Annotated in this window: 16 protein-coding genes and 1 tRNA gene; 10 read left to right on the top strand and 7 right to left on the bottom strand. The window is 60.3% G+C overall.

The window, feature by feature from the left end:
- Position 1 precedes the first annotated feature (1 nt).
- Positions 2-1,162, top strand: a complete 1,161-nt coding sequence (locus MHX61_RS01390) for an acyltransferase (protein WP_239191781.1) — start codon at positions 2-4, stop codon at positions 1,160-1,162.
- On the opposite strand, the gene MHX61_RS01385 is transcribed toward MHX61_RS01390, so the two are convergent.
- From MHX61_RS01385 to MHX61_RS01375, 3 genes are read right to left on the bottom strand one after another with little or no spacing between them, the layout of a single operon-like run.
- Positions 1,083-4,151 (bottom strand): alpha-(1->3)-arabinofuranosyltransferase family protein, encoded by a 3,069-nt coding sequence (locus tag MHX61_RS01385; RefSeq protein ID WP_239191778.1) that lies wholly within the window; start codon positions 4,149-4,151, stop codon positions 1,083-1,085. The two genes, MHX61_RS01390 and MHX61_RS01385, sit on opposite strands and share 80 nt — an antisense overlap.
- Positions 4,152-4,153: 2 nt before the next feature.
- Positions 4,154-4,351, bottom strand: coding sequence for a DUF2613 domain-containing protein (locus MHX61_RS01380; protein ID WP_005325448.1), 198 nt, complete (start codon positions 4,349-4,351; stop codon positions 4,154-4,156).
- Between the two features lie 22 nt (positions 4,352-4,373).
- Positions 4,374-4,880: a universal stress protein gene (locus MHX61_RS01375; protein ID WP_049359996.1), complete on the bottom strand. Its 507-nt coding sequence runs from the start codon at positions 4,878-4,880 to the stop codon at positions 4,374-4,376.
- A 58-nt stretch (positions 4,881-4,938) separates the two neighbouring features.
- Between MHX61_RS01375 and MHX61_RS01370 the strand changes: the two genes are divergently transcribed.
- From MHX61_RS01370 to MHX61_RS01340, 7 genes are all read left to right on the top strand, one after another.
- The gene (locus tag MHX61_RS01370) at positions 4,939-6,099 is read left to right on the top strand and encodes a glycoside hydrolase family 3 N-terminal domain-containing protein (protein WP_239191776.1); all 1,161 of its coding nucleotides are present in this window, start codon (positions 4,939-4,941) and stop codon (positions 6,097-6,099) included.
- 34 nt (positions 6,100-6,133) lie between these two features.
- Positions 6,134-7,819 carry a VanW family protein gene (locus tag MHX61_RS01365; protein ID WP_239191774.1) on the top strand — a complete coding sequence of 562 codons (1,686 nt, stop codon included), beginning with the start codon at positions 6,134-6,136 and terminating at the stop codon, positions 7,817-7,819.
- Between the two features lie 3 nt (positions 7,820-7,822).
- A complete protein-coding gene (locus MHX61_RS01360) occupies positions 7,823-9,604 on the top strand; it encodes an ABC transporter ATP-binding protein (protein WP_239191772.1) in 1,782 nt (593 codons plus the stop codon).
- Positions 9,605-10,243: 639 nt separating this feature from the next.
- A complete protein-coding gene (locus MHX61_RS01355) occupies positions 10,244-11,731 on the top strand; it encodes a SpaH/EbpB family LPXTG-anchored major pilin (RefSeq protein WP_239191770.1) in 1,488 nt (495 codons plus the stop codon).
- A gap of 217 nt (positions 11,732-11,948) precedes the next feature.
- Complete coding sequence (locus MHX61_RS01350; RefSeq protein WP_301715515.1) at positions 11,949-12,830, top strand: class C sortase; 882 nt, start codon at positions 11,949-11,951, stop codon at positions 12,828-12,830.
- Positions 12,793-13,677 carry a surface anchored protein gene (locus MHX61_RS01345; RefSeq protein ID WP_239191768.1) on the top strand — a complete coding sequence of 295 codons (885 nt, stop codon included), beginning with the start codon at positions 12,793-12,795 and terminating at the stop codon, positions 13,675-13,677. Before MHX61_RS01350 ends, MHX61_RS01345 begins: the two co-directional genes overlap by 38 nt.
- Entirely contained in the window at positions 13,677-17,183 is a 3,507-nt protein-coding gene (locus MHX61_RS01340; RefSeq protein WP_239191766.1) for a SpaA isopeptide-forming pilin-related protein, read from the top strand. Before MHX61_RS01345 ends, MHX61_RS01340 begins: the two co-directional genes overlap by 1 nt.
- Positions 17,184-17,267: 84 nt before the next feature.
- Here the strand turns inward: MHX61_RS01340 and MHX61_RS01335 are convergent, their stop codons facing one another.
- From MHX61_RS01335 to MHX61_RS01325, 3 genes are all read right to left on the bottom strand, one after another.
- A complete protein-coding gene (locus tag MHX61_RS01335; RefSeq protein ID WP_239191764.1) occupies positions 17,268-18,197 on the bottom strand; it encodes a class C sortase in 930 nt (309 codons plus the stop codon).
- A 109-nt stretch (positions 18,198-18,306) separates the two neighbouring features.
- The gene (locus tag MHX61_RS01330) at positions 18,307-18,495 is read right to left on the bottom strand and encodes a hypothetical protein (protein WP_005325457.1); all 189 of its coding nucleotides are present in this window, start codon (positions 18,493-18,495) and stop codon (positions 18,307-18,309) included.
- A gap of 47 nt (positions 18,496-18,542) precedes the next feature.
- A tRNA-Gly gene (locus MHX61_RS01325) sits at positions 18,543-18,616 on the bottom strand.
- Positions 18,617-18,681: 65 nt separating this feature from the next.
- Between MHX61_RS01325 and dcd the strand changes: the two genes are divergently transcribed.
- Together dcd and MHX61_RS01315 are read left to right on the top strand one after the other, a co-directional pair.
- On the top strand, positions 18,682-19,245 hold the full coding sequence (dcd, locus tag MHX61_RS01320) for a dCTP deaminase (RefSeq protein WP_239191762.1): 564 nt from the start codon (positions 18,682-18,684) through the stop codon (positions 19,243-19,245).
- A gap of 42 nt (positions 19,246-19,287) precedes the next feature.
- The gene (locus MHX61_RS01315) at positions 19,288-20,610 is read left to right on the top strand and encodes a UDP-glucose/GDP-mannose dehydrogenase family protein (protein WP_239191760.1); all 1,323 of its coding nucleotides are present in this window, start codon (positions 19,288-19,290) and stop codon (positions 20,608-20,610) included.
- A 71-nt stretch (positions 20,611-20,681) separates the two neighbouring features.
- Here MHX61_RS01315 and MHX61_RS01310 read toward each other — a convergent pair whose 3' ends face one another.
- Positions 20,682-21,845 (bottom strand): YibE/F family protein, encoded by a 1,164-nt coding sequence (locus MHX61_RS01310; protein ID WP_239191757.1) that lies wholly within the window; start codon positions 21,843-21,845, stop codon positions 20,682-20,684.
- Between the last annotated feature and the right edge of the window lie 149 nt (positions 21,846-21,994).

Below are 21,994 nucleotides of genomic sequence, written 5' to 3'. Positions count from 1 at the left end.
TATGTCCAATCAGTTTCAGGTCGATCCGGGGTTAGGAGCAAGCGTGCAGCCGCAGGCATCTGTGAAAAGCGTACCCCAGCATCTGCCGGAGCTGGACGGTCTACGCGCGGTCGCCTCCCTTGGAATCATTGTCACCCACGTGTCTTTTCAGACCGGAACCGGGTGGGGGTTTGCCGGGCGCTTTGATTATTTCGTCGCCGTCTTCTTTGCGCTCAGTGCCTTCCTCTTGTGGCGTCGCCGCGGCTTGCACACCTTATCCGGCTATGCGCGCTCGCGCGTGGCCCGCCTATTGCCAGCCTATTATGCCTGCGTGGTGGCCGTGATGCTCCTGCTTCCCGACGCCCACTCGCTCACCCTCACCCAACTGCTGAGCAACCTCACCTCTACCCAGATCTATGTGGTGGACGGGCTAGCACCGGGGCTTACCCACCTGTGGTCGCTATGCGTGGAGTTCTTCTTCTACCTTGCCTTGCCTTTGTTGGTGTGGCTCCTCGGTACGCTGCCGCGGCGCTGGCGGGTAGCGGCCATCGCGCTGGGCGCTGTGATCAGTTGGGCTTGGGGCTTCGTTCCCTTTGTGGCCGATTACGCCAAGGACCAGGTCAATTCGCAGATTTGGCCGCCGGCATATGCTTCGTGGTTTGCCGTGGGAATGCTGGCCGCGGAATGCGAAGAAGCTGGTGTTAGCCGGCGCGTGCAACGCGCGCTGCGGCCGCGCTGGGCATGGTGGCTCGTGGCAGCGGTGGTGCTGTGGATTTCCAGCCGCGAGTGGTTTGGGCCGCAGGGACTGGTGCATCCAGAACCGGGCGAATTTTCCCGCCGGATCATTGCGGGAGCGGCCTTCGCCGCAGTCGTGGTGGTACCGGTGGCGCTCGCCCCACGGGATAAGTCCTGGCTGACCAGCCCGCTCATGCAGGCACTGGGTGCGTGGTCCTATTCCATCTTCTTGTGGCATGTGGCCATTCTGGGACTGGCGTTTCCGCTTACCGGGGTGCCGCTGTTTAGCGGGAAACCCCTGGACTTTTGGGTGATTCTGGCCGTAACGGTGGTGGCCACCGTGGTGGTCTCGGCCGCGAGCTATACGCTCATCGAGCGTCCCGGCCGGGATCTTCTCCTCGGTCGGAGGCGAAAAGACAGGCCACGCCCGCGGCACACAAGCAGCTAAGTAGGAGCGAATCGCCCGCATAGGATCCCGATGTCCACGGCGCGCGGGCAAGGATCGCCCCGGCCGCCGCCACGACACCAGGCGCGAGGTAGGCGCGCGGGATGGTGGTCCAGCGCAGCACCAACCAAGCGGCAACGGCCGCCACCGCAGCCGGCCAGCCGGTGAGGGCCAGTGCGCCGAGTGCGACCACAGCCGAGGCAGCGCCGCCGCGCGGCGCGCGCCAAGTGGGCTGAGGCGGACGGCGCGTGGCCGCCAGGATGCACAGGCCGAGGGTAAGTAACCCCAGCGCGCCGCCGAAGAGGAGGGTGGCGAGGTAAACCGGTTGGGCGCTAAAGGTCATGCGGAAGTCACCGGAGTGGCCGGCCGGAATGACAAAAGCTTGGGTGGCCGCATCGATTTCGCGCGGGGTGAGCTCTTGATCGCCTAGGTAGCCGCGCAGTCCCTTATTGAAGGCGCGACCGGTGACCAAGAGGCGATCCTCATCAGCGGCTGCAATCGAGTACCCGGTGGGCTCGGAGGATCCCGCTGGTTGCCAGCCCTCCTCGCGCAGGCTCACCCACGGCCCCGTGGTGCGCACGCGGTGTGTGCCAGGGCTGAGGGTGAGGGATTCGCCGGGGGAGTAGCGGTGGGCGTCGATAAGCACGGGCTTGGTGGAATCCACCGTCACCCGCATGGAGCGCGGTGCCGTGAAATCGCGGATGAGCACGCCGGTATCCTGCAGCATGCGCTGGAAGAAGAATTGGTGCACATTGGGGGAGGTATCCGGGACGGTCACCACACGCTCGACCGGCTGGCCTTCCACCCCTAACTCCGCGATCCCGGTGCGGTGGGATAGCTCCACGCGGATGGACTCGGTATCGCCGCCGGGAACGCGGACTTCTTGCGAGCGGAAGGGCTGTAAGTCCACGTCTACGGCCGCGCTGCCAGAGCGCACGGTTACCGTGGTGGCGCTGGTGGCCATGAGCTTGAGGCGCGGCTGGGTGAATTTACCGCGCAGTTCAATCCACCCGGCATCATCGCCCGGCGCGGGCCACCAGGCGGTGGAGTTTTCCCCATCCACCGCGGCCGTGGCGGACTTTTTGGGCTGGGCCCCGCCAAAGGCCGTGGCATCGGCGGCCGAGGAGGAGACTGCTACCGAACCGCCGTGGGTTTCCACCTGGGTAAGCGGCCCAGCGGAGGGATAGTCGCGCAGGCGGTTATTCACGTGGCTGGGGTCGTCCGCGGCCAGGGGCGCGGAGATGGGGCCATCGAGGGTGCCGTAGTTGCGGTCCGTGAGCGTCGGGGTGTCGGTGACGATATCGGCGTCGCGATCGACGAGCTGTCGGGTGGTGGGGGTGGAGTGGGCGTCGAGAAGCGCCAAGGCTTCCCCGCCGCCGGCCACGCGGACTGGCTCTGTCGGCCCTAAGGACATGCCGGCGTGGTTGAGTAGGACGACGTCGACGTCGCCGAAGCGATGGACCTCGCCGCCAAACTTGCTGGCCAGGGCCTCGTCCTCGCCGGTGAAGAGATCATGGCGCACCATGACCGCGCCGATGCCCAGGCGCTGCAGGGAGCGCACGCCCGTGGCCGGGTCCTCCTTGAGCGCGGCCATGACGCCGTCGAGCCCGCGGATGGCCTCTGGGGGCACGAGCGGAATGGCATCGCGCACGGCCCAGGGGACATCGAGCAGCGGCTGGGCCGGCTCGTCGCGCGTCCATCCCCAGGTCTGCCGGGCAAAGGACGCCTCCGGGTAGATAAGGGTGCGGGTATCGGCGGCATGGGTATTGATAAAGTCCGTGGCCTCGTGCCAGTAGGAGGGCACCTCTTTATAGGCACCCAGCGGCAGCAAGCGCTGCGACCATGCCGGGGAGACCACCGCGATGCACAACAGCAGCGTCAGCGCACCCACCGTCTGTTTCTTGGTGGGGCGCAAGCTCCTCGGAAGTGGAAGATTGGCGCAGGCGCGCGCCACGCCCAGAAGCAGCGGGATGCGCACCAGCGGATCGAATTTATGCAGGTTGCGCAGCGCGGCCAGCGGTCCATCGAGCGCATCGAGGTACCACGCCACCTGGCAGCCCAGCACCGCGATGCCCACCACCAGCATGACGGACCACACGCGCGGCAGCTTGGTGAGCCCGTAGATGCCCACGGCCGCGATGCCCATGGTGACCAGCACAAAGAAGGACTCGGTGGCTAGCTCATAGCCGGCTACGCGTTCGGTATCGACAAACGGCGTCCAGCTCGTGGTTCCGCGCAGGATCTCGGGCAAGTTGAGCCAGCGAGTGGTTACGCGGGCGGATTCGATGAATTCCGTAAACGGCGGGGCATAGCGGCCAAGCACGACGAGCGGGCCGATCCACCACGCCGACACCGCCAAGCACCCTAAGAGCCAGGCCGCGCCGGGTCTGAAGGCGCGGCAGTAGAGCAGGATTACAGCGGCCGGGATACACGCCGCGATGGTCGCGGTGGCATTGACCGCACCCATCAGCGCCACCGGGATGGTGGCCGCGGCGGCATCGCGCCAGGTGAGCTTGGCATTGAGGAAGGGCAGGATAACCCAGGGAGCGAGCATGACCGGCCAGGTCTCAGAAGAAATGGCGGTCAGGGTAGAAAGAGTGCGCGGCGAGAGCGCGTAGAGCATCGCCGCCACCCAGACCCACCAGCCACGCAGGCCCACCTTGCGGCCGAGCTTATGGAAGCCGATGAAGCCGACGCTTAAGACCAGTAGCCACCAGAGGCGCTGGGCCACCCAATCGGGCAGGGGCTGGGTTAAAACGAAGAATGGTCCCTGGGGAAAGAGATAGCCATAGGCCTGATTCTGTAGCTGCCCCAGGGTAAAGGTATCCGTATAGGCGCTGAGCGCCCCGCGGAGAAAGTGCAGCGGATCGGCCGCCAGATCATGCTTGGTATCGGCCGCCGTCAGCCCCCACGGCTGCACGAGGAGGATGAGCGCTAGGGCAAGGATCCCCAGCGGGTAGGGGCGGGCAAGCCGCCCGCGGAGGGTACGCACACCTAGTTGCGGGATCCGTACTCAGGGCCGCCCAAAACCGCATCGGAAGCAGAAACCGCATTGCCTTCCGGCACGGTATCGGTGCCGGAGAATTGTGCGATGCCGATGATGGTGATGACGCCGAGCGCGATGCCCACAACAGCGCTACCGATGGCAGGGCCAAGGGTGCGCTTGTTCAAAGAATCGGTTTCCAGAGCCATGGCTAAAGATACTAGCAGCTATTTAGAAGTATTCTGCCTCATCATCGTCCGCGTCATCCTCGTTTTCCTGCGGCACGATGAAGACGGGAAGGCCGGCGTTGCGCACAATCTGATCGGCGGTGGAGTTGGTCCACCACGCGCGGAAGCCGGTCAGGGCGCGGGTGCCGGTCACGATGACGTCCACGTCCAGCTCGTGTGCTGCATCAATGATGGCGGAGGAGATGGTGGTGGCGGATTCCACCAGGTGGGCGCGGCCGGCTAGGCCCAGGCTTTCGGCCAGCTCGATGCCCTGGCGGCAAATCTTTAGCGCCTCTTCATAGGCCGGATCCTCTTCGACGCCGTCCGGGGAGACGGTGGACTGGTGCATTCCGGTGCGGCTGACGGCGCGGGCGGTCTGCCGGGCTACCGGCTCCCAGGCGGTGAGGATTTCTACCGTGGTGGGCCGCAGCAGCTGGGCCGCGTACTCGAGGGCGCGGCCGGCTCGTTCGGTGCCATCGTAGGCAATTAGCATTGTCTCGCCGTTACTCATGTCACTAGTCTACCCACCGCTTGCGACAGAACGCGAGGAATATTGCACACTAGAAGGCATGAAAACTCCGCGCATTCTCGCCAGCCTCGCCCTCGTGACGGCCCTGGGCGCCTGCTCCACCTCCGACCAAGAAGGCAACGAGAGCCAGGACTCCACCACCGCGGCCGCGTCGAGCTCAACTTCCGCGACGCACGAGACGCAAGAAGAAACGTCGCAGGAAGAAACCCCGCAGCAGGACATCCGCGCCATGGCTGCTTCCGTGCTGATGCCCCCAGTCACCAATTACGACGATGCTAAGGCCAAGTTGGATGCCGGAGTGGGCGGAATCTTTATTCCTAGCTGGGCGGATCCAAACCTGCTGCAAGAAGAGGGCCGCGATATTAACGCCCTGCGTCAGGAAGTAGGACGTGACTTTGAGGTCTCTATCGATTTTGAGGGCGGGCGCGTGCAACGTTTCTCGGAGATTTTGGGCGAGTATCCCGCGCCGCAACAGATGGCGGCCGAGCGTTCCCCACAAGAGGTGGAGCAGCTTGCGCACGAGATTGGCACGAGCCTCAAGGCGCATGGCATCAACGTGGATTTCGCGCCGGTGCTCGACGTCGATGGCAATGGCCTGGAAGTTGTGGGCGATCGATCATTTTCCACCGATCCGGTCCAAGCAGGCGAGTATGGTGCGGCCTTTGCACGCGGGCTGGATTCCGCTGGGGTCAAGGCCGTGTTCAAGCATTTCCCGGGCCACGGCCGTGCTTCTGGCGATACCCACCTGGCCGAGGCCGTTACCCCGCCGCTAGAAGAACTAGAAGGCCACGAGTTCATTCCCTTTAAGGCTGCCCTTCCCCAAGCACCCAATGCCGCACTGATGATGGGCCATCTCGCCGTGCCCGGCCTGGGCGATGGTCAGACTCCCGCTTCCATTCTGCCGGAAGCCTATGGCCTAGCCCGCGAGACCCTGCAGTACGACGGGCCCATCTATACCGATGACATCGGCGGCATGAAGGCGATTGCGGATTCGCACCCGCTTGCCGACGCCGTCGTGGCCTCCCTCAATGCCGGTGCCGACATGCCCCTGTGGTCCACCGAAGGCGACATTAATGCGGTGATCGACGCCGTTGTTGGCGCCGTCGACCAGGGCCGCCTGCCACTCGAACGCCTTGCAGATGCCGCCCGCCATGTCAGCGCTCCCCCGGCCGGCGCTGCACCCGAGCCCGCACAGGACTAGGAAAAATGCCACTAAAACCGTTAACCTTTAAGGCGTGAAAAAGGCAGAAGGAAAAAACGGTGCTAAAGGCTGGCTCATCGCGCTCGGCGTATTGGTTGGCCTTGTCCTGATCGCGGGCATTGCTTATGCCTGGGATGTCGCAGCCAACCAGGACAAGATTCCGCGCGCCGTTTCCGTCAACAGCGTGGATATCTCCGCCATGGATCGCACCGCCGCAGTAGAGAAGCTCGAAGACGAGCTTGCGGGCGTAGAAACCGAGCCCGTGAGCGTTACCTCCGGCGACCTGCACACCGATTTCGTTCCCTCCGAGTCGGGCCTCGCCCTGGATAACCAGCGCGCCGTGGACAATATTGAGGAGCCTTCCCTCAATCCTTTTACCCGCCTGTATAGCTTCTTCCGCTCCACCCGGGATATTCCGGTAGAAACCAATGTGGATGAGGCCCAGCTGCAACCGGCTCTGGACCGCGTGAAGAAGGATCTCTCCACCGATCCAGTCGATGGCATGCTGGAGCTCAACAATGGTGAGCTCAAGGTCACCGACCCCAAGCTCGGCCAAACCGTAGATGCCGGCACCCTGCACAATGCGGTTACGGATAATTGGCTCGATTCCGAGGGCGTAAACGTGGACCCAGAAGAGGTAGAGCCGGCCATCAATGATGAAGCTATCGAGGCCATGCGCACTGGCGATGCCGCCAAGGCGCTGGATAATCCCATTACCTTGAAGGCCAAAAATAATGTCAGCGCTACCCTGAATAAGCCGGAAATCTCCCAGTTCACCAGCATTGAAAAGAAGGACGGCAAGCTTAAGCTCGCCGTGGATACCAACCGCGCGCAGGAGCTGCTGGCCGAGCGCTCCGAGGGCGCCGATGTCCCTGGCGTAAATGCCAAGATTTCCTTCAACGGCAACGACAAGCAGATCACCCCGTCCGAAGATGGCGAGATCATCGATTGGGAGCCGACCATGAAGGACTTTGACAAGCGCGTGACCGGCGACGACCGCGAGTGGGATGCTACCTACAAGCCGGACCCAGCAGAGTTCACCACCGACGATGCCAAGAAGGCGACCTTCAACGACACCGTGGGCGAGTTCACCACTGAGGGCTACTCCGCTGCCTCCGGCAAGAATATCGAGCTGGTAGCCCAACAGGTCAACGGCGCCGTGGTCAACCCGGGCGAGACCTTCTCCCTCAACGGCCACACGGGCCCTCGCGGCACGGCACAGGGCTACGTTGAGTCCGGCATCATTATCGATGGCCACTCCGGCTCCGCCGTGGGCGGCGGCATCTCCCAGTTCGCCACCACCTTGTACAACGCTGCCTACTTTGCGGGCATGGAAGACACCGCCCACACCCCGCACTCGTACTACATTTCCCGCTACCCAGCCGGCCGCGAGGCCACCGTGTACGAGGGCGCCATCGACCTGCAGTTCACCAATACCTTCAATACCCCAGTCCGCATTGAGACCGACTTTGGTGGCGGCAAGATCACCGTGCGCCTGAAGGGCACTAAGACCGTCGACGTTGAGTCTGTGAACAACGGCCGCTGGGCCAAGACGGAGCCGCAGCGCAAGTCGGTGAGCGAGGATTGCTCGCCGTCGTCTGGCGCGCCGGGCTTCACCACCTCGGATACCCGCGTGATCAAGGACCTCTCCGGCAAGGAGATCTCCCGGGAGACCACCACCACGGTCTACGACCCGCAGCCCATCGTTACCTGCGGTTAAGCCATGACCCGGCCGATGCACACCGCGGTGAAGGACCCGGCGGACATCGATCAGCTGGCCCAGCACCCGGTTGCCTTCCGCCGCGTCGCCGGCCTGTTTCGCCCGCACCGCGGCACGCTGTTGCTGGTGGTGGCACTCATCATCGCCACCTCCGGGCTGACGGTGGTGCAGCCTTTCCTGGTGCGCCGCACCGTGGATGAGGCCATTCCTGAACACGACACCGCGCTGCTGCTGTGGCTCGTCGGCGGCATGCTGGCCATCACCGTGGTCTCCCAGGCCATCGGCGTTATCCAGTCCTTTCTGTCGGCGCGGGTGGGGCACACCATCATGCACGAGCTGCGCACGCAGGTCTTTGCCAACCTGCAGCGCCAGTCCCTGCAGTTCTTCACCAACAACCGGGGCGGGGAGATCCAGTCCCGCCTCACTAACGACATCGCGGCCATGCGAGGCATGGTCACCACCACCGCGACCTCCGTGGCGAGCAACCTCACCATGACCGTGGCCACCCTGGTGGCCATGGTGGCGCTCTCGCCCACGCTGTCCCTGCTGTCCCTGATTGTCCTGCCGCCCGCGGTGTGGCTCACGCGCCGCGCGGCCGTCCTGCGCCGCAGCCTCATGGAGAAAAACAGCCAGGCCCAGGCGGAGCTCCAGCAGACCATTTCGGAGAACCTCTCCGTCTCCGGCATGCGGCTGGCCTCTACGTTGGGCGCGCAGGAGCGGGTCTACGCCGGTTTCGCGGACACCTCGCGCTCCCTTATCCGCCTGGAGCTCGAGTCCCAGCTTGCCGGGCGCTGGCGCATGGCGCTCACACAGGTCATCTTCGGTGTTATGCCGGCGCTCATCTACCTGGTGGCCGGCCTGCGCCCGGGCATTACCATCGGCACGCTCATCGCTTTTTCCACCCTGCAGACCCAGATTTTCCGCCCCATTACCGGCCTGCTCAACGTGGGCGCGCAGTGGGTAGCCTCCATGGCGCTGTTTAGCCGCATCTTCGAATACCTGGACCTTAAACCCGAGCTCACCGAGGCCACCGAAAACGCCCAGCTTGCCGACGCCTCCCTCACCCTCGACCACGTCACCTACCGCTACCCGGGCACGCATGCTGACGCGCTTGTCGACGTCTCCCTGCACATCCCCGCCCACACCACCACCGCCCTGGTGGGCCACACCGGCTCCGGCAAGTCCACCATCGCCGCGCTCATGGCGCGCCTGGCCGATCCCACCGAAGGTTCCGTGCGCCTGGGCGGGGTGGACCTGCGCGAGGTGCCCGCCGAGCAGCGCTCAGGTGTTATCGGCGTGGTCTCTCAGGAGACCTACCTCATCCACGGCACGGTGCGTGAGAACCTCCTCTTTGCCCAGCCGGACGCGACCGAGGAGCAGATGTGGTCCGCCCTCACCGCCGCCAACGTGGCCGACGTTGTTCGCGACCTTCCCGACGGCCTCGAGACCCTCGTGGGCTCGCGCGGCTACCGCTTTTCCGGCGGTGAGCAACAGCGCCTCTCCCTGGCTCGCACGCTCCTGCGTCGCCCGCAGGTGCTCATCCTCGATGAGGCCACCTCCGCTCTGGACAACGAAACCGAGCGCGCCATCCAGGAGGCCGTCTTCGGCGCACACGCCACCCGCTTGGTCATTGCGCACCGCCTGTCCACGATTTACGACGCCGACCAGATCGTCGTCCTGGACCACGGCCGCATCGCCGAACGCGGCACCCACGCCGAGCTGCTTGCGCGCGGCGGTGCCTATGCGGCGCTTCTTCGTGCCGCCGACGAGGCTCAGAGTACGTAGAGAGCTCTTGTCAGGAATCTTAACGCTATTAACTCTTTGGTACGTGGGCTGTTGAAGGCTGAGAATCTAAATGAGTTCAGGGTACCTTGAGCGCCCTTGGTGACGCTTCCTTTTATGGGTCATCAAAGGGGATGTTCTATCTGGTGGTATCGGCAGCATATATGGTTCGTTTCGCCGTCGTTGGAAGGTGCTCTCTGGGAAGCTATTCTCCTGCGTGAAGCTTGCATTCTATGTAACGGGTGTAAAATCGAACAGGCCTACCCCTTAAATGGGCAATGTGTTCAATTTCACACGAAACTAGATGACGTCTCGAAAACATTAGTTGAACTGCAGAAGGAGTCTTCACGTTTGGGTGGACCGTGCGGATTCTTGAGAAGTTTAGCCGGATTTGCGGGGGAGGAGCTTTAGTCGGGGACTTTGCCCAACACGCTGGGGGTAGAATCTAGTTATGTAATCCACAGGCTATCGTTAGTTAAGGTTGGGGCCTGCGTAGACGTTTCCGCCTGAAAAGTACTCTCGGCAGGCGAAAGATTCTTAGCAACGAGTCAGGTCATGGTGCGTGAACCGTGGGGAGTGGATTGCACACAGCCAATGAGGCGCGGTGCCTCATTTCAGAACTCGTGTAAAGGACCAGTTTCCGTGAACAAGATCTCTCGTACCGCTCGTTCGGTTACTTTCGCTGCCGTCGTTGGCTTCTCTATGGGTATCTCCGCTCCGGGGGCCCTGGCGCAAGACGGTGCTGCCGATGCGCAGCCTGCTGCTGAGCAGGGCGCCGTGAACAAGGCAAACATCAATTTCAACAAAAAGGGCTCGATCACCCTCCACAAGAAGAAGGGCGCCGAGACCGATAATCGGGCCACTGGTAAGGAAATGACGGGCGTCCCGGGTGAGGCTCTGCCTGGTGTGACCTACAAGATCACCAAGCTCGATTACGATCTGCAGAACGGTGATTGGGCGACGTTCCCGAAGACCGCTGCTGACGTCAAGGACGACAAGAAGACTGCGGAAACCAAGGAAGCAACCACCGGCACTGATGGCAAGGCAGCTTTCACTGATCTGCCATTGGGTATCTACTTGGTAGAGGAAACTAACGCTCCGGCCGGCATCGTTGCTGGTGCTCCGTTCATCGTGTCGGTCCCGATGGTCAACGAGGCTTCCGATGCCTGGAACTACGACGTCATCGCATACCCAAAGAACACGGAGACCAAGACCGAGAAGACTGTCAAGGATGCAGATAAGAACATCCAGGACGCGTACTCCTACACCATCAATGCGGATGCTCCGACTTGGGGAGCAGGCAAGAACCTGACTGCTTTCCGCTTCGAGGATCGGCTGGATCAGCGCCTGGACTTCCAGAAGGTCACTGAAGTAAAGGCTGGCGATACGGTTCTCACTGCGGGTGACTACACGGTCAATGACCCGAAGGCCAACGGCAACAAGCTTGTCGTAACCCTTACCGAGCAGGGCCTTGCCAAGGTCAAGTCCGGTGCCAAGATGTCCCTGACCTTCGAGGTTAAGCGCAAGGCGGTTGGCGACACCACTGAGCTGAAGAACCAGGCTGATGTCATCTTCAATAACCCGAACACCGGCAAGGAAGTCAATAACCAGACCAACGAGGTCGTGACCTACCACGGCAAGCTCAAGGTTGTGAAGAAGGACGGCAAGGAGGCCGGCAAGGTCCTGGAAGGCGCTGAGTTCGAGCTCTACCAGTGCACCTCGGCCACCGACCTCGGCGAGAAACCACTGACCGTTAACGGTGCCGACAAGTGGACCACCGGCGCTGACGGCACCTTCACAATCGACGGCCTGCACGTCACCGACTTCGAGGACAGCAAGGAGGTCTCCCCGGCAACCAAGAAGTTCTGCCTGAAGGAGACCAAGGCACCGGCTGGTTACGCCGAGCTGGACAAGCCGGTGGAGATTGACTTTACCCGCGAGAACATCGCGAAGACTGGTGAGCTCAACGGTGACGACAAGATTACCCTCGTGTCTGTGATCGACAACATCAAGCAGGACACCCCGAACCTGCCGATGACTGGTGGTGCTGGTGTCGGCATCCTGGCCGCTATTGGTGCAGCCATCGTCGCAGCTGGTGCATGGTTCGCTCGTCGTACCGCGCGTAACTGATAGCCGGGCGTAGTTCCGGTAGCGCAGACTGTCCATGGTGGTCTGCGCTGCGGGTCGGGTAGCCAAGGTAGGCCGCCCGACCCAATGAGGGGACTGGACTAGGCGTAGATTCCGGTCCCTATCTTTATCTTTCGTTGTAATCCCGGTCGCGCTGCGCTAGCGCGTGGGGCATTATTTTGGGTGGTGCGGGTCGTTGACTTCGGTGGTAGGCCAGGAAATGGGCCGGCGGCACAGGCGCCGTGGAGGCTTAGCTCTTCCGGCGGTAATCGTTGTCGTCGGGTTGTTGGTGATGCTGTACCCAGTGGTCTCGACCGCCTGGAACAACTGGAATGCCTCACGGGTGGCGCAAGAGTATGCGCGACTGGACAAAGAGACACCGGCGCAGGTGCAGGACTCCGTATGGGATGCTGCGCATGCGTACAACGAGGAGCAGACTTCGGGTCCGATCTTGGATCCGTGGCTGAACCGTATCGGTGTGGATAATCCCGATTATGAGGCTTACCTGGAACAGTTGGGTGAGACCGAAGCGATGGCTCGCCTCGTGTTTCCAGCAATAGACGTCGATCTGCCGGTGTTTCATGGCACCGCGGATAAGACACTGCAGCGTGGACTAGGACATTTATATGGCTCTGATTTGCCGGTAGGCGGACCAGGAACTCATTCCGTCATTACGGGGCATACGGGTCTGGCAAATTCGACGATGTTTGATCACCTCGACTCTGCCACCGAGGGAGATGTGTTCTACATCCAGGTTGCTGGCCACAAAATGAAATACGTCGTAGACGACATTCAAGTTGTGCTGCCGAGCGAGGTAGATGGCCTACGGCCAGTCGCTGATCAGGATTACGTCACACTGATTACGTGCACCCCGTACGGGATCAACACGCATCGCTTGCTGGTGCGTGGCCATCAGGTTCCTTTGGAGCCGGGAGAGGAGTCGGTATTTGAAGGCTCCCACGGCCCGGGTTGGCAATGGTGGATGTACGCACTGTTGGCTGCGGTGATTGTCATTGGTTGCTGGCTGGTGTGGTGGCTGCGACGGCAGAAGGCGGCCGGAGCACATGAAGTTATTAATGAGAAAAGTAGCGTGCGGGAGTAAGGCGATGAAGAGGTTGACAAATACATGGTCGGCCCGAATGTTTGCCGTCGGAGTAGCGTGTGCAATCGCGTTCGCGGGGCCGGGCATGGTTGCTGCGGAAGCGGTGCAGGTTGCCGGGCAACAGACTACTGGTGCGGAACGCACCGTAGATACGGATACGGTGACTGTTCGGCTTACGCAGGGCAATCCCGACGACGATGGGCAGGCACCTTCGGGAAAGATTCAGGGAGTCACGATACATCTGGCCCGGCTCGCCGGCCTAGATCCAAACAACGCTGACGATGTAGCACGCGTGCAAGACGCGGGTCTGGCCGAGGTTCGTGAATGGCGTACCGACGTGCACGTGGACCAGGTCACCGATGCCAATGGAGAAGTGACCTTTGACGGTCTAGCGGATGGCTTCTACGTAGTGACGTCGTCGGCGCCAGATAACTCCTACCGGGAGATCAACCCATTTGTGGTAGCGGTTCCATTCCACACTGTGGCGGACAATCCGAAACCAGTGCCAGGAGTAATTGTGGCCAAGACTCACAAACCGGGTGAAACACCAACGCCGCCCACGACGCCGACTACTCCGCCGTCGCATCCGAACACGCCGCAAACAACTCCAAACTATCCACCGACTAAGCCTGGGAATCCGCCACACCAACCCGAGACAACACCGTCGAGTACTCCAGGTGCAGGTAAGACCTCCACTCCGGCAGCTCCGTCGGGGAACAGTGGCTCATTGGCGATGACCGGTGCGCAGGTACTCGGTGTGGTTGCCGCAGCGATGGTGTTGATCGCCACTGGTTTCGTGATGATTGCCTTTAGCCGTAGGAAGAATTCAGAAAGCGAGGGACGCTAATGTCCTGGACAGATGCTCACCCGGCCGAGCCGGTAGTGTACCGCTGGCGAGCTTTTGCGGCGTTCATTGCTGCACTGGCTCTCATTGTTGGTGTTGCTGCACCGGCTGCCCTGCCCGGAATCGTTGGTGCCGTCGCCGAAGCACAAACCACGGCTCTGCGCACCGAGCTCGATTCTGCAGACCAGCTGAGCCTGACTGCTGGCGACTCCGCAACATTTGAAGGCCACTTTGTTGACGCCGGAACCGTGGAGGAGTTGGAGTTCACTGTTGAGACTGCAGGACTGGAGTTCGAAGGCTCGGCCTACACACTGACTATCGACGGCGAAGAGATCCCCGTCCGCGAAGGAGACAACCTCGTTGTAAAATCAACCAGCTCTTCAGTGACTTTCCGAATCACTGGCCTTTCTACTGACGTGCCAGCAGGAGCAGCTTTCTCATTGAAGACCCCAGCGGTCGCAGAGGATTCCGAACTTAGTGGGATGTCCGTCGATGTGCGGGGAGTAGCCGAGGAGACGCCCAGCACGTCTTCAACGGAATCCAGCGAAACCCCAGAAGCTCCTTCGGAAGTGACTGAGCCGCTGGAAATTGCTGACGTTGACGAGGCTCCAGCTCGCCTGATGGCAGCACCGAACATTACCCCGTACGCTGCAGGCGACCGAACCATCACGATGCAAAACGATGGTTACGTGCTCAAGGGAAGCCGCTATATCCCGAACTTTAAGATTCCGTCCGATGAGCTTTTTGGCGGCCAGCTGTCCATTCCGCAAGGCACGGTGGTTACCCTCAAATCCAGCGTTAACAGTAATTTATCGACTAACCCTGAGGACCTGACGATCTATTACACCGGTGCTAATGGCGGCTGGTACGAGGCCAAGGCAACCTATAAGAAGATCAGTGCTAAGGAATACCAAGTCACCCTCCCACGGATCACTATCGGCGGTAACGCCCAGATTCAGTTCAAGGGTGTTCACCGCGGGCCAGTCAATACAGTGTTTACAGCTTCCTTCACTGTTCCTGCGAAAGAGGAGTGCCAAGATCCGGTTACAAGCAGACAGCCAAAGCGCGATCTCACCCCAGCTGAATTTGCCGACGGTAGCCCTGTCTACGTTGTAACCAGTGAACCTAAGGATCTTCGCCGAGACACTTCCATTCTGAGCCGTCAAGTCAAACAAGGCCGAGACTTTCGCCAGGTGGGAGAGCCCACTCCCTGGGTGTACAATGCTCTAGCCTTTGATTCGAGTGATAACTGGCTCTATGCGGTGAGCCAGAGTCGCGGCCGAAATGGTGATCCTTGCTACCCGGCAGGAAATCTCCTTCAGATCAATCCGGCAACCGGTGAAGTATATAATCTTGGGCCTATTTTAAAGGCCGGAAGTACCGGTACCCCGTTTGAAACGAGCGGCGACCGGGATCTCCTCAACGCTGGCGTGTACACCAGCGAGGGATTCTTTGTGGGCAACACGTCCACTTCTGGTAGCCGTCACCTTTATAAGGTCGACGTCGACAAAGTCACGGCTCAACGCGTGCTAGGAAGCCAGAAGTCCTACTCGGAGGACTGGGCGGTGCTCCCGCAAGCCCAGAAGTATATGTGGGGTTTCCAGAGTGAGGCTCAGGCAGGCGACAAGCTTATCCTTGAACGCATTGACACACAGACCGGCGACATCAGGACCTGGGATCTCACCGGCATCAAGACCTTGGATGGGCGCACGATCTCGAACCCCTCTGCTTCTTGGGGCAAGGCGTGGACCTACTCCAATGGAAACCTGGGTTTTGGCTCGGGTAGTGCGAATGCGAATCAGCTGGGCTTTGAGCTAAAGATCACCAACCCAGATGATGATAGCCCGAAGTTCGAGCTGGTCAACATAATGAACAACCTGCCTGCTTCATTTAACACGGACGCGGCCTCCGACCTAGTTCCGCCGCCGCCAGCGCTGCAATCAAACATTGCGGTGAAGAAGCAACGCTCCGAGACCAAGATAGTAAACGGTGAAGTGCGTACTTTCTGGACCATCTCCCTGGAAAACACTACGGACAATGCCAGCTCGGGTGGTACGTTCTGGGAATACCTACCAACGGATACTCACTATGGTGTGAACGCTACCGACCCCAAGGCAAAGTTTGAGGGCTTTGGTCCGGGATCTACCGTGGTCAACGGCCGTGGTCCGGGGCCCAATGAGATCAAACCTGAGAGCGGCATTTACGCCGGGATGGACGTGCCGTCAGCCACAAGTGGTGAGGTGGGGTACATGAAGGGTTACGTGGGTACCCTTCCCGGACACGCGAAGGTAGAGTACGTCGTCTCTGCGCCGGTGCGAAAAGATGAGAACGGCAACCTCAAGACGGTGTGTAGTCCCAACAAGGTGGCCTTCCAGGCCACGGACGGGGAATCGAGTCCGGCTGAAGATGACAACGTCGCTACTGAAGCCTGTTTCAATAAGGTTGCTGTCGACAGCAAACCGCAGCCCGTTCCGGGTGCGGCGAACGAATACACCGCGAAGTACAACGTCGTAGTTGAGGCACCGGACGCGCCTGGCTTCGACACCAACGAAGTGATCTACGGCAAGCTTACGGACACCCCGAAGTTCGTTGGTGCTGCCACGGTTACTGGCGCCTCCGTGGTATTCAAGGACGAGTTCAACAAGACCAGCCAGCCGCAGTCGTACCCGGGCACCGGTCCGTACGAACTCAACAAGAATGACACTCCGAAGATCATTAAACCTAAATCCAAGGGTGTTGGCGGAAGCACTGGGCAGCATGTCTACGAGGTGACGGTGCGTTTCAAGCTGGATCGTTCAAAACTGGACAGCACCTCCGTCCCAGCCGGCTACCCGAGCCAACCTGCAGGTAACTCGCGCTGCTACACCAAGGGTGGCCTGCACGAGCCTAAATTTGGCCTCATGAATGAGGCAGAAATGGGTGGCTGGAAGGATACTGACTGTATCCCGCTGGAGACCAAGGAAATGGATGTCCTGCTCGAAAAGGCGAGCTACAACCCGGACAAGCCGAACGAGATCCAAACCGATAGGTTGCTCGATGGTGCGGAGTTCACTGTCCACCGCGGTGACGCTGACGGTAACCTGAAGCTAAACGCGGATGGCAGCGTCAACGTTGATGCTAACCCCGTGGTGAAGCAGTCCACGACCACCACCACAGGCCGCGTCAAGCTCGAAGGCTTGGATGCCCCTGGCGTTTATTACCTCATCGAGACGAAGGCGCCGAACGGCTATAACCTGCTGCCCGCGCCGATCAAGTTCTCGACGGAGTGGGATCAGAATGGCAATGCAGTCATCAAGGTGCTCTCCGGAGGGACCGCGATCACCAGTAATAGGTGCGCTGAGTCTGACACCGCTGCCAACTGTGTGAAGAAGATCGGCGTCCTTCAGGTCGCTGACATCACCAAGGGTGCACTGCCCAAGACCGGTGGTGAGGGCGTAGGCCTGTGGGCGCTCGCTGGTGGCGCGATTGTCGCGGCAGGGTGCCTCGCTTTGCGACGTCGCCCGGCATAGAACCACCGCTTGCGGCAACTTTAGAAAAGGCCCGCTCTTCCAATAACCAGGGAAGGGCGGGCCTTATTGCATGCTCATTGTCGGTTAGGAGTCCTGCGGGTCGTCGTCAATCACGGTGTCCTTGGCATTGCTGACATATTTGCGCCACCAGTAGATGAGAAGAAGCACGATGATGGCAGCGGCAGCCAGAATGGCCCACATCCACCACTGCCAGTGAATACCAGAGCTGTTGAATGCGGCCTCGTCTTTCGGATCCATCGGCACTCGGTGGCCAGTGACGAGCAAGCGGTGGGTATTTACGCCGTAGGGGGTGCAGGTAATGAGAGTGATGAGGTCCTGATCAGCCTCGCGGTGAAGAGAGCTGGTGTCAGCAGGTTCGACTACGCGAACGTCGTGGACCTCGTATTTCAGCTTTTCGCCACCAGCTGCGATATAGAAAACATCGCCCTCCTTAACCTTGCCGAGATTGTCCCACAACGTGGCATTTTGTAGGCCCGTGTGAGCGGAAAGTGCTGCGTGCCGACCCTCGCCCTCACCTACGCCGCCGACAGGTAGGTCCGTGCCGTAGAGGTGGCCAGCGCCGCGGGAGAGTGCTTTTTCTGAGGTGCCATGATAAATGGGCAGATCGGAATCGATGGAGGGGATAACAATGCGGCCCATGGCATCGGTCTCCGACAGCACAGACAGGTATTGGCGGTAGCGCTGGTACTTGGGGGAGTCTTCGTCATCGGTGGTGGTCCAAGCGTCTTCCACACTGATTTGGCCCAGCTGCGCGTTGTAAGACTGCGCCTCGTCCCACGCGGTGTGCAGTACCTCAGGCGGGGCTTGCTTTTCCAGCTTGGCGTATTCCTCCGCGGCGCGTGATTGGGTGTGGTTGTTCCACTGCGTGGCCACGACGGGGTAGAGCAAGACACCGAGGCCGACGAGAATCAGGATCAACGCGATGATGGCGTTGTGGTTGGTGCCTTTTTTCTTGGCTGCGTCGGTGTTTTCCGCTGGTTCCTGCTTGCCCATTGTGTCCTTCCTGTGTGGGGTCTGTTGCGGTGCGTCCTGGTATTGGCGTGGGGGTAGTTTTTGAATCTCAGGCTAGGGAAGATGTAGCTCTGAGAGAAAACGTGTCTGTCTAGTCGCCGATAACAAAGCACAGGGCTTCATACCGATTCAGAGTTGCCTCGTCGATGACCAAGATTTGATCAACCGCGCGCTGTTCGTGGAGCTCATCGATTGTGCGGGGCGCAAGATCTTGAAGTACATGCTCACGCTCAGCGCGAAGATCCGCTGTGGTTTTAGGCGTGAAGATAGGGGCTGTCATGGTCCATCCTGTAGGTATGAAATTAGTCCATGAAATGGGAAAACAAGTGGAGCCGACGACGGGAATCGAACCCGCGCCAGCAGCTTGGGAAGCTGCAGTTCTACCATTAAACTACGTCGGCACTGCGCGTTTGTACGCTCCGGCCTACTATACACCGCGGCCTTTAGCATGAGTAGAATTGGGGCCGTGCTTCTTTCAGATCGTGATATCCGTGCCGCCATTGACACCGAAGAATTGGGCATCGAGCCCTTCGACAGCGAACTTATCCAGCCCTCGTCCGTGGACGTGCGCCTAGATAAGTATTTCCGAGTCTTCAATAACTCGCGGTACACGCATATTGACCCCAAAGAGGAAATGCCGGACCTCACCACCTTGGTGGAGGTAGAAGAAGATCAGTCCTTCATCCTGCACCCAGGCGAGTTCGTGCTCGGCGCCACGCTGGAAAAATTCACCCTGCCGGCAGACTTGGCCGGCCGCTTGGAAGGCAAGTCTTCCCTCGGCCGTTTAGGATTGTTGACCCACTCCACCGCGGGCTTTATTGACCCAGGCTTTTCCGGTCACATCACGCTCGAGCTTTCTAATACCGCCAACCTGCCCATCGCCCTGTGGCCGGGCATGAAGGTGGGGCAGCTGGCTATCTTCAAGATGACTTCACCAGCGGAAAGCCCATATGGCACCGGCTCGCTGGGCTCGAAGTACCAGGGTCAGCGCGGACCGACGCCATCGAAGTCTTACCTGAATTTTCGATAGGCTTAAACCGGCATTCACATAGAGCCTCTAATATGGGGCTTTATGCGTATGACTGTAATCGGCACCGGATACTTGGGTGCAACCCATGCTGCCTGCATGGCCGAGCTTGGCCATGAAGTACTAGGCGTGGACGTAGATGACAATAAAATTTCCGCTCTTAAATCGGGCAAGGTTCCGTTCTATGAACCGGGCCTACCGGAGGTTCTCGAGCGCAATATCGAGGCCGGCCGTCTTGACTTCAGCACGGACTATGAAGAAGCAGCCGCGTTCGGCAACCTGCACTTTTTGGGCGTAGGTACCCCGCAGCGCCGCGGTTCCTACGCAGCGGATATGACCTACGTGAAGGCCGTCATCACGGATCTGGTGCCCAAGCTCAAGGGTGATCACATCATCTTTGGTAAGTCCACCGTTCCGGTGGGAACGGCTGCAGAGCTCCAGGAGTTGGCCAATGAGCTTGCCCCAGAAGGCACCACCGTGGAAATCGCATGGAACCCGGAGTTTCTGCGTGAGGGCTACGCCGTCAAGGACACCATCACCCCAGACCGCATCGTTCTCGGTGTGCGCGAAGGCGAAAGTCGTGCCGAAGAGGTAGCGCGCGAGGTTTATGCTCAGCCGCTATCGCAGGACACCCCATTCATCGTGACGGATTGGCAGACCGCCGAGCTGGTCAAGGTCTCCGCTAATGCGTTCCTGGCCACCAAGATCTCCTTTATCAACGCAGTCTCCGAAATCTGCGAGATTGCTGGTGCAGACGTTACCGCTCTTGCCGACGCCATCGGGCTCGACGAGCGCATCGGCCGTAAGTTCCTTGGCGCTGGCCTCGGCTTTGGCGGCGGTTGCCTGCCCAAGGACATCCGCGCCTTCATGGCCCGCGCCGGCGAGCTCGGCGCCGACCAAGCGCTGACCTTCCTGCGCGAGGTGGACGCCATTAATATGCGCCGCCGTGACCGTGTGGTGGACCTAGCCAAGGAAGCCTTCAATGGCTCCCTGCTTGGCCACCGCGTGACCGTATTGGGTTGCGCGTTTAAGCCGAATTCCGATGACGTGCGCGATTCGCCCGCCCTTGCCGTAGCCGGTTCCCTGTCGCTGGCTGGCGCGGCAGTAACCGTCTATGACCCAGAAGGCATGGACAACGCGAAGAAGGTATTCCCCACCTTGGATTACGCCGCGGACACTGACAATGCCCTGCGCGAGGCTGAGCTAGTTATTCTGGCAACCGAGTGGAAGCAGTTCAAGGAATTGGATCCGCAGCAAGCGGGCCAGCTCGTGGACAATAAGCACATTATCGATGGCCGCAATGTGCTGCCTGTTGCAGACTGGCAACAGGCGGGCTGGAAGGTCGATGCCTTGGGGCGCACCCTCTAGGTCCTCTACTTCTGAGATACAAAGGCTGAGCAGCGTGATTATTGCGCTGCTCAGCGTTCTGCATAAGGGCCCTAAGATTGTGCGCGCTGTGGCACTGTGAAAGCTGCAATGGCTGTAGTGATGGGAACCGCGAGGGTCAATGCCATCGCACCTACTCCGGAACGCAGCAGCTCAGTAGCGACGAGATCGCTGCTCAAAATCTGGCCGGCAGGGCGTTCTGCTGCGGTAATCAGCATGAGCAGCGGCAAGGCCGCGCCGGTATAGGTGAGAATCAACGTATAGACCATGGAGGCGATGTGATCGCGGCCCACCTTCATTGCGGAGAGGAAAAGCTGTGTAGGGCGGGCATCAGGGTCCGCTCCGTGGAGTTCGGTAATGGTGGATGCTTGGGCCACGGCGGCGTCGGCAAGGCTGCCCAAGGCACCGACTACAAAGCCGCATAAGAGCACGCCCACGATGGACACGTTGGGCATATAAAGAAGTAGCTTCAGGTTGTCCTCGGAACTGTAGCCTTGAAGCTGCGAACTATCGATAGCGGCCCACGCTAACGCTGCTGCAAGAATGAGAGCGCTAAGGGAGCCGCCCACCGCCGATGCCGATTTCCAATTCAGTCCGTGGACGAGAGGAACGGCGAGCAGAATGATAGCGGAGCAGGCAACGAGTGCTGACCACAGGGGATTATGGGCGTCGATAAGAGCGGGGACGAGGAACGCAAAGATCACGCCTAGGCTGAGCGCCAAGCCGATAAGGGCGCGCACGCCATGCCAGGCCGCAAAAGCGATAATGACGACGGCTATGATTACTGCCCACAGAGCTAGGCTTCCGGTGCGCTGATAGTCAGCGAAAGCATAGGACACAGTACCGGAAGGGTCATTAGCCTTGGAAAGAACAATTTTGTCGCCCGGTTTGAGCTGCGGATCGCCGGCATTTCCGTAGGTGACCAATTGAGTCATGCGTCCTTCGTCCTCGCCGGAGGTGATGTTGACCAAGGCGCGGTCGCACTGCACTTGCTCAGTCCCTGGAATGAGCGGCGGTTTATCAAAGGCCTGTCCAGTAAGTTCCGATTGGCAAGCCGAGTGATCTGTCGTGTCGACCGTGCCCTCGACCTGTGGGTGGTTGAGGGCATAGGTTTGCTGAAAATCAGTGGAGGTGTGCTCGGAGGCTGGACTCTGAGGCCACAGCACTGCCATGCCCGCAATGGTGGCAATAAGCGCTGTGACGAGCACGCCGAGCAAGGTTGATCGCCATGGATGGTGAGTTATCGAAGTAGAAAGCCGACCCCATGAACTAGGGGTCGGCTGAGATTTAGGTCCCGCAGAATGTCTTCCCATGCACCATATTGTTATGGATTATCAGTATCATTAGCAACTGGCGGGGGAGAAAG

Source organism: Corynebacterium sp. ACRPF (genome assembly GCF_022347395.1).
GTDB classification, from domain to species: Bacteria; Actinomycetota; Actinomycetes; order Mycobacteriales; family Mycobacteriaceae; genus Corynebacterium; species Corynebacterium tuberculostearicum_D.
This window is presented reverse-complemented; position numbering and strand designations above follow the sequence as displayed.